Below are 11,953 nucleotides of genomic sequence, written 5' to 3' on the forward strand. Positions count from 1 at the left end.
CCGACATGTCGGCCAGCGTCAGCATCCCACCGTGACGAACGGCGTTCAAGGCGTTGCGGTCATGACAGACCGCGACCGAGAACGCGTTCGGTCACCCTCAATCAGAGATCGAATTCGCCGTCCCGGACACCCCCGGTGAACGCCGCCCATTCCGCCGGGGTGAACTCGAGGACCGGCCCGGTCGGGTTCTTCGAGTCGCGTACGCCAACCACGCCGTCTTCAGCGACGGCGATCTCGACGCAGTTGTCTGCACTGCCGCTGCGGGTGGACTTGCGCCAGTTGGTGAAGCGGTGGGGCATCAGATGGCTCCTTGGTGTTCGGGTAGCTCCTCGGCCACGGCGGCGAGGAAGTCGAGGGTCTGCTCCGGCGTCAGGGCCGCCGCCCGGAGGCGGTCGTACAGAGTCAGGTAATGGCTTACCTCGACGGCCTCGGTCAGGACAAGGTCCGAGGTGATGGTGTCGACGGAAACCACGATCGGGTCGGCGGAATCTGGGTAGCGGTAGATGGAAAACGCCGAGCGTGGCACTACATGGCCGGCGATCGACGCGGCGATCGGTAGCACCCGAATGGTGACCCGGTCGTGTGTGCGCCCGAGGTCGGCCAGATGTCGAAGCTGCCCTCTAACAACGTGCACGGGCGCGGCAAACCTTCGGATCGCCAGCTCGTCAATAACGACCTCGTAGGTGGGGCCGCCGGGCCGTTCCAGGAAGCGTTGCCGCGTGAGGCGCGCCTCTAGGGCGCGGGCGGGGTCAACTCCTTGCGTGTGGGCGGAGGGGTCGGCGTGGACCCGAGACTGGCTGAATGCCGGGGTTTGCAGCAGCCCCGGCAGCAAGGTCATCTGGTACTCGTAGATCCGGTGGGCGCCGGCCTCCAGACTCGCCGAGAGCGCCTGCCGAGGACCCATCTGTTCGGCGTGACGTTCCCACCAGCCGCGCTCCTGGGCTTCGCGAGCGATCGTCATGATCTGCGCCCAACGCTTCTCGCCGACGTTGAACACCGCGAGGATCCGCATGATCAGGTCAGGGTCGGGCCGTACGTGGCCGTTCTCGATCCGACTGATGGTCTGCCGCTTCACCCCGACCGCACTGGCAAGACGGTCAGCAGAGAAGCCGTACTCGTCGCGTAGTCGCAGGATCTCCATCGCGAGCCGACGCCGTCGCACATATGGGCTGACCATCATCAAGTCCTCCAGCCACACCGGCCATGTCAGCTCACTGACCGTCTCCGTGGACTGTCAGCGCGCGAAGAGCGTAACCCCGGAATCGTCCATGTTGATCACTAGTTGATCAGGGCGGATCCGCAAAACCGCTGGTCAGCGGCCAGTCACCCCGCAAATCTCCCCCTAAGTCTCCCCATAGAACGGGGTTCCGGCCCGACGGACAGTCCGTTATCGTGGACTCACGACACGCAATACATCGATGGCTACGGCAGCCCCCCAGGGCTGCGTCCTCATCGATGAAGGCGTCCCGATCAGCGACGGCACGAGAGGCCAGGCAGGGGAGGCGACCGATGCAGGCACAGCACCCATTGGCGGCGCAGGCTACGCCTGGACCTGCGCAGCCCCACGTTCCGCGCGGTGATGCCGGCGTGCCGTACCAGGATCCCCGGCCCGCCGCTGCTGTCACATGGCCGGCGGCGGGCCGGGCGCCAGCACCACGCACGCCCCGGACCACCGTCCCAATTCCGGCCCGGCACGCGGCCCCTGAACCGGACGGACACCCGGTAACGCAGATCCCCGGGGGACCGGTCCGCCCGAACCCGTCGGTGCCGCCTCGGACTCGGTGGCCGCGGCTGGCTGATGACCTGTTTCGGCTGGCGCACCATGACACGACGGGCCGTCCGCTGTTGCACTCGACGGTGGCGGGTCTCGGGCTGGCCGCCGCGCTGCTGGCGGAGTTGGCCTTCACCGACACGATCGTGATCGAGCACGACCAGGTGCACGTCATCAGCCGCACGCCGCCGAGCGACGCGCTCGCGCACACGGTTCTGGATCAGCTCGCCGGCGAGACGATCGCGCACACCGTGCGGACCTGGCTGGCGTTCCTGTCGCAGACCTCGCACGAGCAAGTGGCATCGCGGATGCTGCGGTCGGGGCACGTCCGCGCCGAGACCAGCAGACGACTGCTGACCAAGAGCACGACCTACGTCCCCACCGACGCCAACGTGGCGGCGTGGCCGTGGGCGCGGCTGTCCACCCGGCTGCGCAACGCCCAGCCGCTGGACGCCTTCGACACCGTCCTCGCCGGGCTAACGCTCGCCGCCGACCTGCACCGACACGTCCTCGACGGCGTCCCTGGGCACGTCATCACGAGCCTTCGCCAGCTCATCGACACCACGCCGCCGTCCCTGCGGCTGCTGCTGCATCACACCGAGGCCGCCATCGGCGACGCCGTCCTCACCGGCCACTGACCCCCTTTCGCATACGAGGAGCGCTCACCATGTCCGTCCCCAGACCCCGGACGCCTGCCAGCAATGTCTCGCTGGCGTTGGCGCGTTCCCGTCTCGGCGTGTGGCCGGTGGTGTTCATCGTGATGGCCGCCGCCGCTCCGCTGACGGTGGTGGCCGGCGGCGCCACCACCGGCTACGCCGTCACCGGCGTGACCGGTATCCCAATCGCCTACCTCGCGGTCGCGGTAGCCCTCGGACTGTTCTCCGTCGGCTACGTCGCCATGTCCCGCCGCGTGGTCAACGCCGGGGCCTTCTACACCTACGTGTCACGCGGCCTGGGCAAGGTATCCGGCGTGGGGGCCTCGTTCGTCGCGGTCGCGGCCTACAACACCATGCAGATCGGCCTCTACGGAGGGTTCGGCGCCGTCCTCGCCGGTCTGTTGGAGGACTGGCTCGGCTGGTCGGTGCCGTGGTCGGTGTGCGCGTTCGCCGGCTGGGCCGTGGTGGCGGTCCTCGGGGTACGGCGCATCGACCTCAACGGCCGCGTGCTGGCCGTGATCCTGCTGGTCGAGATCGCGGTCGCGGTGGTGTTCGCCGTGGTGCAGCTCGCCCACCCGGCCGACGGGCGGGTCACCTTCGACACCCTCGCGCCGAGCAACCTCCTCGGCGCCGGGATCGGCGCCGCGCTGGTGACGGCCGTTGCGGGGTTCGTCGGGTTCGAGGGCACCGCGGTCTTCTCCGAGGAGTCCAAGGACCCGCAGCGCACCGTCGCCAAGGCCACCTACCGCGCCCTGGCGATCATCGGCCTGCTCTACGCCTTCTGCGCGTGGACGATGTCGGTCGCGACCGGCCCGGACCGCATCGTCGAGGCCGCGAAGGCCGACGGCACCGAACTGATCTTCAACCTGGTCGCGCCGCACGTCGGCGGGTTCGTGGTCGGCGTCGGGCACCTGCTGTTCGTGACGAGCCTGTTCGCGGCGCTGCTGTCGTTCCACAACACGGTGGCCCGGTACTTGTTCGCCCTCGGTCGCGAGCGGGTGTTGCCGCCGGTCCTGGGACGGACCAGCACCCGGACCCGCGCGCCGAAGGTCGGCTCGATCGTGCAGTCCGGGCTGGCCGCGATGGTCCTGGCCGTCTACGCGGCGATGGGGTGGGATCCGATCGTTCACCTGTTCTTCTGGCTCACCGTCGTGGGCGGTCTCGGCGTGTTGATCCTGATGGCCGGTACCTCGGTCGCGGTCATCGCGTTCTTCGCCCGCCGCTCCAACCGCGAGGACATCAGCGCGTGGCGGTGCCTGATCGCCCCCGCCCTCGCGGCTGCCGCGCTGCTGTGGATCCTGTGGGCCACCATCGATCAGTTCCACATCCTGCTCGGTGTCGAGGCCAACAACCCGCTGCGCTGGATCTTCCCGGGTGCCTTCGGGGTCGCCGCCGTCCTCGGGGTGCTGTGGGCGCTGGTGTTGCGGGCCGTCAGGCCAGCGGTGTACGCCGGGATCGGCAGGGGCGCGAACAGCGTCACCACCGAGTTGGCCGCCCCGCTCGGGCAGCCGAATCCCGCGCCGGCCGCGAGCGGGTGGTGACGACCGTGGGCGCGCTCACTCCGATCATCCGCCGTGCCACCCCGGCCGAGATCGACACTGTGGCCGCCGTGCTCGCCGAGGCGTTCCTGCACGGCGACCTCGCTCCCTGGCTGATCCTCAACGTCGACACCCGCGAGAAGGTGTACTGGCCGTACTTCAGGCTCCTCGCCGAGGTGGCCCAGGCGGCCGGCTGGATCGACGTCACCGACGACCTCGCCGCCGTCGCCCTCTGGTACCCGGTTGGTGACCGGTTCGACGTCGAGTTCCCGAACTACGACACCCGCCTCGCGCAGGCGTGCGGCCAGCACCTGCACCGGTTCGTCGCCCTCGACCAGATCATGCACGAACACCACCCCACCGGCACGCCGCACCACTACCTCGCCCACCTCGGCGTGCACCCGGACCGGCAACGCCAGGGGCTCGGCAGCGCCCTGCTGAAGCACCACCACGGCCAGCTCGACGCCATCGGAATGCCCGCCTACCTGGAGGCCACCAGCAGCCGCCACGGCGTCTTCTACCGCCGGCACGGCTACCTGCCCCGCCCGGGATACCGGCTGCCGAAGGGGCCGGAGCTGTACCCGATGTGGCGGCGCCCGCGCTCGGCCTGGGAGGCGCGATGAGGGTCGGGTATAGCTGCTGGGGGTTTCTCGGCCCCGGGGTGGTGGACACGCCGGACGGGTCGCGGGCCTACCGCCGCCCGCTGATCGACGGGCTCACCGCCGCCGGTCACGAGGTGGTGCTCGTCCAGCGCAACCGGGACCTGGCCGAGGCGGGCCTGGACCTGCGCGAGGAGTACACGTACGGCGGGCTGCCCGACTTCGACGTGCTGATGCTGGAGTGGCGGTGGCCGCTGCCCGGTCGCAACACCACTCCGTGTGGCACGCCGAGGCACACCTGCGACCTGCACCGGCAGACCGAGTTGTTGGAGCACTACACCCGCGCGTGCGGCATCCCGACGGTGATCTGGGACCTCGACCGGCAGCTCCCCGCCGACGACCCGCTCCGCGTGCTGCCGAACGTGGCGGTGTGCGAGTTCGCCCTGCACCCGACGCCGGGCGCCACGACGGTGCTTTGCCCGGTCCCGGACGCCGTGTTGGACGCCGCCGACCCGGCCGCGCTGGCGGGTATGGCCCGGCCGGTGTCGCTGGTGTACGTCGGCAACCAGTACGACCGCGACGACGCCTTCGACCACTACTTAGCTCCGGCAGCGCGGCAGGTCGGGCACCGGGTGGCCGGCAAGTGGCCGCGCACCGAGCGGTGGCCGCACGTCACCTTCACCGGCCGCTGCCCGTTCGCCGAGGTCGAGGCCATTCACCGGCAGGCCCTGGCCACGGTGCTGCTGCTGCCCGAGCGCTACAACGCGGTCGGGCACATGACGTCGCGGCTGTTCGAGGCCCTGCTCGCCGGCTGCCTGCCCCTGCTGCCCGCCGAGTTCGTCGGCGGGGAGGTGTTCGTGCCGCCGGTGCTGCGCGTCAGCGACGGGGCGGACGTGGTGCAGCGGGTCGAGCACCTGCACCGCATGGCCGGCAGCACCGAGCACGCGGACCTGATCGCGGCCTGTTTGGGCTTCCTCGAGCCGATGCGGCTGTCCCGGCAGCTCGCCGTCCTCGATGACGTCTTCACCACCCTGACCAGCCTGAGCCCCCGGAGGTAGCCATGGTCTACGGCCCCACCTACGACAGCTTCCAGCAGGCGTACCTCGCGGTGCTGCGCACCGTCGCCCGCCGCTACCAGTACGAGACCGCCAGCCGTGGCAAGAAGGCCCGGGAGATCATCAACAGCAGCTTCACGATCACCGACCCGATCGACCGCACCCCGTACCTCGCCGCGCGGCGGACCAACATCGTGTTCAACCACGCCGAGGCGCTGTGGTACCTGACCGGCCGCGACGACGTCGACATGATCGGGTACTACGCGCCGCGGCTGCGCGACCTCGCCGTCGAGGGCCGGCTCACCGGCACCGCCTACGGGCCGAGGCTGTTCAACCCCACCGGTGAGGACGGGCGCAGCCAGTTCGACCGGGTGATGTCGCTGCTGCGGGAGGACCCGGACACGAAGCGGGCCGCGATGGTGATCATGCGGCCGGACGAGCTGACCGACCCGACCCATCCCGACGTGGCGTGCACCCTCGGCCTGCAGTTCCTGCTCCGCGACGGGCGACTGCACGCCGCCGCCTACATGCGCGGCAACGATGCGGTGATCGGGCTGCTGTGCGACACGTTCTCGTTCACCTTCCTCCAGGAGTACACGGCCCGCCGCCTCGGCGTGCCGGTGGGCACCTACGCCCACCACGTCGGCTCGATGCACATCAACCTGCTCGACCTGGACCGCGTCGACGCGATCCTCACCGAGGCCGCCGGGCCGAACGCCCGGCCGAGGTTCCCGGTTCCGTCGATGCCGGTGACCAGCCATGACGACCTGGCCTTGGTCATGGCGTGGGAGGAGGGCCTGCGCACCGACACCCGGCGTCTGGACCCGGTGCGGCTGGACCGTGTTCCGCTGCCGCTGTACTGGCAGCAGGTGCTCGCCCTGTTCGAGGTGTACCGGCAGATCGTCCACGACCCCGACGGTCCCGTCAGCCCGGACGCCATGGCCGCGCTGCACCCCGGCCACCGGTGGCTTGTCGCGGCGCGCTGGCCGGACCGGATGCCCGCCACCATCCGGGTGGGGTGGGCGTCGTGACGCCGCCCCGGGTGGACTGGTCGGATTGGACCGTCATCCTGCTCAAGCCCGACTGCTTGGCCCGTGGCCTGCGCGAACCGGTCCTGGTTTGGCTCCAGCGCGAGGTCCAGGTGGTCGACGTCCGCACGATCTGGCCGACCGAGGCGCAGATTTTCGTGCACTACTCCGACATGCTGCCGCTGTCCACGCAGATCGGCCGCGACGTGCCCGCCGAGCTGCGGCGCATCTTCGTCGGGCAACCCACTGGACTCGCCCTCGGCTATGGTCCCAACGCCGCACCCCGGCTGCGGGAACGCCTCGGCCCCACCGACCCGGCCACCGCACCGGCCGACACCATCCGAGGCCGGTTCGGCATCGACAGCCTCCGGACCGCGATGGCCGAAGGTCGCCTCGTAGACAACCTGATTCACAGCTCCGACACCGTCGAGGTCGTTCCCCGCGACTTCGGCATCTGGTACGGCCCCACCGCCGCGCACCTACTTACCGCCCCCACCCCTTCCGGAGGCACCCGGTGACCAGCACCGCCATACCCACCTTCACCCCCGGCCCCCGGCTACTGCCGGTCATGCCCGCCGACCAGCAAGCCGAGCTGGACCCGTACATGGCGCAGATCGTCGGCTACCGCAAGTCCGGGCTCAGCCTCAACCACATCATCGGCTGCCCGCTGGAGTGCGGCTACTGCGTGCGGCACTTCTGGGGCAACTTCGAGGTCAAGGTCCCGCACTTGCTTATGCCCACCGAGGAGGCGATCGACAGGCTCGTCGGGCACGAGGCGTTCCGGCCCGGCGTCACCCCGATCCAACTGTTCAACAAAGCCACCGACCCGTTCCTGCCCGGCGTCAAACCGCACCTGTTCCAGGTGCTGCAGGCCCTGGACGCGAGCGGGTTCACCAACCACGTCCTGCTGATCACCCGGTTCAAGGTCACAGAGGCGGACATGGCCGCGCTGGAGAGGCTGCAGCACCTGCGGGTCACGCTGCTGTTCACCTACTCCGGGATCACCGACCCGCGCGTGGAGCCGATCTCCAAGAGCGAGATCACCGTGACGTCGATCCGCACCGCCGCCGCCCACAAGCGCCGCACCGGGGTGGTGCTGTACTGGCGGCCGATCGTGCCCGGCTGGAACGACGCCCCCGACACCATGGCCCGGGTGCTCGACGTCGGCCGCGACGCCGACGCGATCGTGTTCACCGGCTACTACCACAAGCCCGAGAACGCCGACTACCTCCGCGGCCTCGGCGTGCCCGTGCCTTTCGGGGAGGACTACCACCGGCGCAAGACCATGCCCGCCGACCTCGACGCCGCCGTGGTCGCCGCCTGGCGGACCTCCGGCATCAGCACCCCGCTGTTCCGCAAGACGAGCTGCGGCGTCGCCTACGCCCACGAGGTGCCCGACTACAACGGGCACTGGGGCGTGCGGGAGCTGTGCGACATCTGCCCCGCCGCCCAGCAGCAACGCTGCGCCGACGACCACACCCCACCGACGCCGGCCAGCATGGACCGCATCCTCGGCCAGCTCGGCTACCAGACGCAGTACGTCATCGAGGACGGCCACGTGTGGACCCACGGCCTCGGCGAGCAGCGCCGCTACGCCATCCAACACGGCCTGCGCTATCAGATCTGGGAACTCGACCAGCCCCACCACCTGCACGCCCACGGCCGATCCCTCAACGGCCACCGCGCCGACGCCGCACAGGTCGAGGTGTTCACGGCGGTGCGCCAGCAGTTCGAGCAGGAGGCGCGGTATGAAGACGACTGACCCCGACACCCGGCAGGACGGACCCGTGACCAGCACCGACGCCCCCTGGCACCAGGCCGACCTCGTCGCCCTGGATTTGGAAGGCAGCGGCGCCCAGGACCGCGACAACGAGGCCATCCTGGAGATCGCACTCGTCCCGCTCACCGCCGGAAAGCCTGCCGTCGCCGAGTCGTATGCCACCCTGGTCAACCCCGGCCGCTCGATCCCGGCCCGGCCGTGGATTTCACCCGGGTTGACTAACGACGTACTCAGCCGCGCCCGGCCGCTCACCGCGATCGAGCCTGAGCTGGCCGACCGCATCAACGGCCGCTGGCTCGTCGGGCACAACATCGGCGTCGACTGGCGCCTGCTGCACCGACGCTGCCCCGACATCGCACCGGCCGGGCTCATCGACACGCTGCGCCTGGCCCGCGCCTGCCACCTCGACGCCGGCGGCCACAGCCTCACCACGCTGCTCGACCACCTCGAACTGACCGCCACCGTGACCGGGGTAGTGCCGCACGGGCAGCCCCACCGAGCCCTGTGGGACACCGTCGGCGCGGCCATCCTCCTCGGCAGCCTCGTCACCCGACGGTGGCCCACCGGTGTCGGTCTTGCCGGACTGCGCACGGTGGCCGCCCTGCCGGACGTAGCACCCACGCAGGCGCCGGACACGTTGTTCTGACCCGAGCTGAGTACGAGGCTCAGCCGCAAGGAACCAACCCTGACTCGGCGAGTCGAGTCGCTTGCCGCGGTGTTGATCCGAACACCGGGAAGGCCGGACCATCCGATCGGGCGGCCCTGATGTCCGCCGAGCGAGAGTGGCGACCTGGGTGCTACCTGAGCCCGTACTCGGCCACCAACCACGGACGCTCCGAGAGCATGGTTGTCAACCGCGGCTCGGGCCAAAGATCAATGAACGGCACCTTGCCGGCCTCGTTGTGCCTCTCGACCCACGCAACAGCATCCGGGGTGAAATGGCCGCTGGTCGCCACGACGAAACCTCGAACTACCGGGGGCTCCCAGAGGGTGATGCGGGTGAGCGCACTGGTGATCTCCTCCGGCGGTACGGACTTCGACAGCCAATGCTTGGCCTGGACGATCACGCGCTCAGTACGCACCCCGCCCGCGCCATCGTGGAGGACACGTTCAGCCGAGATGTCCCGGCCCCGGTCCGCAGCGTTGGCCTTCATGAGCAACTGGACGTTCTGGTAGCCAGGTAGGTTCCGTAGAAGATCATGAAGCAGGCGCTCGAAGACGTCGGGGTCGAGTTTGTTCCACGACAGTTTGGTGGAGGCCCCGCCGACGGGTCGTTGGGAAGCAGCCCTGCCGAGGTCGATGTCGGGCACGGGCAGGGGGTCGTCCTCGGAGAACATCGCTGCCTCGATGTCCGGCTTGAGGGTAGGCCAGTCGAGTTCGTAGATGTCGTGCCAGTCGTGTCCTTGACCGAAGTGCATGTGTCGGTGAAGGTCGCTCCACCGTCCGCGGCGCGAGGCGGTGGCGCCCATCAGCCGTTCAATCTCGGCGATGGCGGCATCGACCTCGGACGCCCGGGCATCCTCCAAGCGCTCCAACGAGTCACGCGGGACATCCGCCAACAATTGCGGCAGAAGGGTATCGACCTTCGTGACCAGTTCTTGCATCCGGTCGCGGACGGCGCGCCGGCGGGCCCGGTTCAGGCGATGCCGATACTCCGCGAGCGCCTTGCCAGGCGCGTCTGAAGCGTCCATGAGGCCGAATGGCGGCTCGCCAAACTCGGCGTACTCGAGGTACGCCATTCCGATCGCGTGCATGTCTGGCAGTCGCTCGGTAATCGTCCAGTCATCGATCTTGGGCAAGCCGCGAAGCAGGTCGCCCCACGTGCGGGTGAGATCCTCGTACTCCGGCGTGGATCCCCCTGACGGGCCAATGGGGAGCATCGGACCAGCCCTCTCCCACACGGCTTGAAGCCGTTCGAGGTTGGCGGCGGCGCGGTCCATGACGGCCAGCAGTTCGTCAAGGCTCAGCATCCCGTTGCGGACGTGCCCGCCGACCTGATCAGCCACGCTGCATAGCGTACTGGGTACGCTCGGCTAGATCCGATCCTGTTGATATGCCATCTCGTGCCGATCGATCGGCGCCGGTGTCAGCCGGTCGCCCTCCACCCTCCGCGTTAGACACTCCGGCTGGCGAGAGGTAAGACAGCGATGGGGTCTGCCAGTCCGGCGGGCCTGCTCAATGCGACCGGCAGGGAGGTCACCATCGCGGCAGCTGGATACATCACCGGCGTCACTCGCCGGCGGCTCATCGACGGGTTGGCCGAGATGGGGGCGCATTGGAGCGGCGCACTTGAAGAGGTCGACTTTCTGGGCAGACTCTACGACGTCGATGCACTGCCGAGCCGCGATCCGCGGTTCAGTACCGCCGGCCAGGACATCGTCCAGCATCGTTGGCTGAACAACGACTGGGATGACGACTGGATCTTCCATGACTCTCGGTTCGGCCTGGCGGACGGCGACGAGGCGCTCCTGGCGCTCCTCGTTGAGATGTTGCACCCGGAGGTCCGCACGGATGTGACCGAAGTAGAGCGGATACGGAGCTTCCTGAACCGTGTGCTGATCAGCGACGGCTACGAGCTTGTCCAGGTCGATGACATCAGCGGCGCACCGATCTTCGCCGCGTGCCGTGTCGGCGCAGGCGTCCGCGGCACCATGAAGAACTTGATCTTTGCCTCCATCGGTCCCAAGCCGGAAATTGTGCTCGCCGACGCGGTGAACAACGATCTACGCATCGTTCGGCACGGGCAGAACTGCCTGATCTACGACCGGCCGCTGGCGGCGCATGGCCTGACCTGGGCCGAACTGACTGCCTGGTGGGCGGACCAGGAAGGCATCGCCGCGGCATCGGAGCGCGATGTAGCCCGTAGCCTCTACCAGCGGCTGGACCGGTCCCTCGGCGGGAACGACGCCGAACGGCGAATCTTGCGGACCTATGCCGAGCGGTACGTACGGCTCGGCCCCGACATCCCCGCCCTGATCCCGCAGGTCTACCTCCACTACGACCCCTACATACGCACGCATCACCAGCCCGGCGCGGCGTCACTGGCAAGGCAGCGAATGGACTTCCTTCTACTGCTGCCGCACCGGGTCCGTGTCGTGATCGAGTGCGACGGCAAGCAGCACTACGCAGACGACGACGGCCGGGCCAGTCCCCGCCGCTATGCCGAGATGATGGCCGAAGACCGCGAGCTGCGGCTCAACGGTTACGAGGTCTACCGCTTCGGAGGTGCTGACCTCGTCGATGGCCCAGAGACGGTACGCCGCCTCGACGCCTTCTTCGACCGGCTCGCCACTCGCCACGCTGTTTGAACGCCGAGAAGCGCGCGGGAAGCGATGCCGATTCGCGCACTTGGCAAGTACGGGGGCCCGGTCACTGCCGCGTGTTGGTCTGCTCCTGGTTCGCTCGAAGCCCAGACGGGCTGCACGCCGGGTGCCTACCATACCGCTTATGTCCAAGTTGATCCGTGGCGCCCTTTTCATGCGGAATCACCCTTTGGGGTCAAAGTTCGCGCAAGGCGGGCCGGACG

The 11,953-nt window shown here is 69.0% G+C and carries 12 protein-coding genes; 9 read left to right on the forward strand and 3 right to left on the reverse strand.

Annotated elements, in window-relative coordinates:
• Positions 1–101 precede the first annotated feature (101 nt).
• Positions 102–299, reverse strand: coding sequence for a DUF397 domain-containing protein (locus EDD30_RS04155; protein WP_071808748.1), 198 nt, complete (start codon positions 297–299; stop codon positions 102–104).
• On the reverse strand, positions 299–1,180 hold the full coding sequence (locus tag EDD30_RS04160; protein WP_071808763.1) for a helix-turn-helix domain-containing protein: 882 nt from the start codon (positions 1,178–1,180) through the stop codon (positions 299–301). The genes EDD30_RS04155 and EDD30_RS04160 overlap by 1 nt, the downstream gene beginning before the upstream one ends.
• A gap of 623 nt (positions 1,181–1,803) precedes the next feature.
• Here EDD30_RS04160 and EDD30_RS04165 point away from each other — a divergent pair.
• The 8 genes from EDD30_RS04165 to EDD30_RS04200 are packed head-to-tail and all read left to right on the forward strand — an operon-like array spanning position 1,804 to position 9,073.
• Positions 1,804–2,409 (forward strand): GOLPH3/VPS74 family protein, encoded by a 606-nt coding sequence (locus EDD30_RS04165; RefSeq protein WP_084557368.1) that lies wholly within the window; start codon positions 1,804–1,806, stop codon positions 2,407–2,409.
• A gap of 29 nt (positions 2,410–2,438) precedes the next feature.
• Positions 2,439–3,968, forward strand: a complete 1,530-nt coding sequence (locus tag EDD30_RS04170; protein ID WP_071808747.1) for an APC family permease — start codon at positions 2,439–2,441, stop codon at positions 3,966–3,968.
• Positions 3,962–4,588 (forward strand): GNAT family N-acetyltransferase, encoded by a 627-nt coding sequence (locus EDD30_RS04175; RefSeq protein WP_071808746.1) that lies wholly within the window; start codon positions 3,962–3,964, stop codon positions 4,586–4,588. Before EDD30_RS04170 ends, EDD30_RS04175 begins: the two co-directional genes overlap by 7 nt.
• The gene (locus EDD30_RS04180) at positions 4,585–5,622 is read left to right on the forward strand and encodes a CgeB family protein (protein WP_071808761.1); all 1,038 of its coding nucleotides are present in this window, start codon (positions 4,585–4,587) and stop codon (positions 5,620–5,622) included. The genes EDD30_RS04175 and EDD30_RS04180 overlap by 4 nt, the downstream gene beginning before the upstream one ends.
• A 2-nt stretch (positions 5,623–5,624) precedes the next feature.
• Positions 5,625–6,650 carry a thymidylate synthase gene (locus EDD30_RS04185; RefSeq protein ID WP_071808745.1) on the forward strand — a complete coding sequence of 342 codons (1,026 nt, stop codon included), beginning with the start codon at positions 5,625–5,627 and terminating at the stop codon, positions 6,648–6,650.
• Complete coding sequence (locus tag EDD30_RS04190; protein ID WP_211277992.1) at positions 6,602–7,165, forward strand: nucleoside-diphosphate kinase; 564 nt, start codon at positions 6,602–6,604, stop codon at positions 7,163–7,165. Before EDD30_RS04185 ends, EDD30_RS04190 begins: the two co-directional genes overlap by 49 nt.
• Positions 7,162–8,409, forward strand: coding sequence for a radical SAM family protein (locus EDD30_RS04195; protein ID WP_071808743.1), 1,248 nt, complete (start codon positions 7,162–7,164; stop codon positions 8,407–8,409). Before EDD30_RS04190 ends, EDD30_RS04195 begins: the two co-directional genes overlap by 4 nt.
• Positions 8,396–9,073, forward strand: coding sequence for a 3'-5' exonuclease (locus tag EDD30_RS04200; protein ID WP_071808742.1), 678 nt, complete (start codon positions 8,396–8,398; stop codon positions 9,071–9,073). The genes EDD30_RS04195 and EDD30_RS04200 overlap by 14 nt, the downstream gene beginning before the upstream one ends.
• Positions 9,074–9,224: 151 nt before the next feature.
• Here EDD30_RS04200 and EDD30_RS04205 read toward each other — a convergent pair whose 3' ends face one another.
• The gene (locus EDD30_RS04205) at positions 9,225–10,433 is read right to left on the reverse strand and encodes a restriction endonuclease (protein WP_244945104.1); all 1,209 of its coding nucleotides are present in this window, start codon (positions 10,431–10,433) and stop codon (positions 9,225–9,227) included.
• Between the two features lie 141 nt (positions 10,434–10,574).
• On the opposite strand from EDD30_RS04205, the gene EDD30_RS04210 reads away from it, so the two are divergent.
• Positions 10,575–11,735 (forward strand): AbiJ-related protein, encoded by a 1,161-nt coding sequence (locus tag EDD30_RS04210; RefSeq protein ID WP_084557361.1) that lies wholly within the window; start codon positions 10,575–10,577, stop codon positions 11,733–11,735.
• Positions 11,736–11,953 lie beyond the last annotated feature (218 nt).

The organism is Couchioplanes caeruleus (assembly GCF_003751945.1).
GTDB classification, from domain to species: domain Bacteria; phylum Actinomycetota; class Actinomycetes; order Mycobacteriales; family Micromonosporaceae; genus Actinoplanes; species Actinoplanes caeruleus.

Bases quoted from the DNA above. Each gene is read 5' to 3' on its own strand.
- EDD30_RS04160 (WP_071808763.1), bottom strand. From the start codon at position 1,180: ATGATGGTCAGCCCATATGTGCGACGGCGTCGGCTCGCGATGGAGATC.
- EDD30_RS04185 (WP_071808745.1), top strand. From the start codon at position 5,625: ATGGTCTACGGCCCCACCTACGACAGCTTCCAGCAGGCGTACCTCGCG.
- EDD30_RS04170 (WP_071808747.1), top strand. From the start codon at position 2,439: ATGTCCGTCCCCAGACCCCGGACGCCTGCCAGCAATGTCTCGCTGGCG.
- EDD30_RS04210 (WP_084557361.1), top strand. From the start codon at position 10,575: ATGGGGTCTGCCAGTCCGGCGGGCCTGCTCAATGCGACCGGCAGGGAG.
- EDD30_RS04200 (WP_071808742.1), top strand. From the start codon at position 8,396: ATGAAGACGACTGACCCCGACACCCGGCAGGACGGACCCGTGACCAGC.
- EDD30_RS04180 (WP_071808761.1), top strand. From the start codon at position 4,585: ATGAGGGTCGGGTATAGCTGCTGGGGGTTTCTCGGCCCCGGGGTGGTG.
- EDD30_RS04155 (WP_071808748.1), bottom strand. From the start codon at position 299: ATGCCCCACCGCTTCACCAACTGGCGCAAGTCCACCCGCAGCGGCAGT.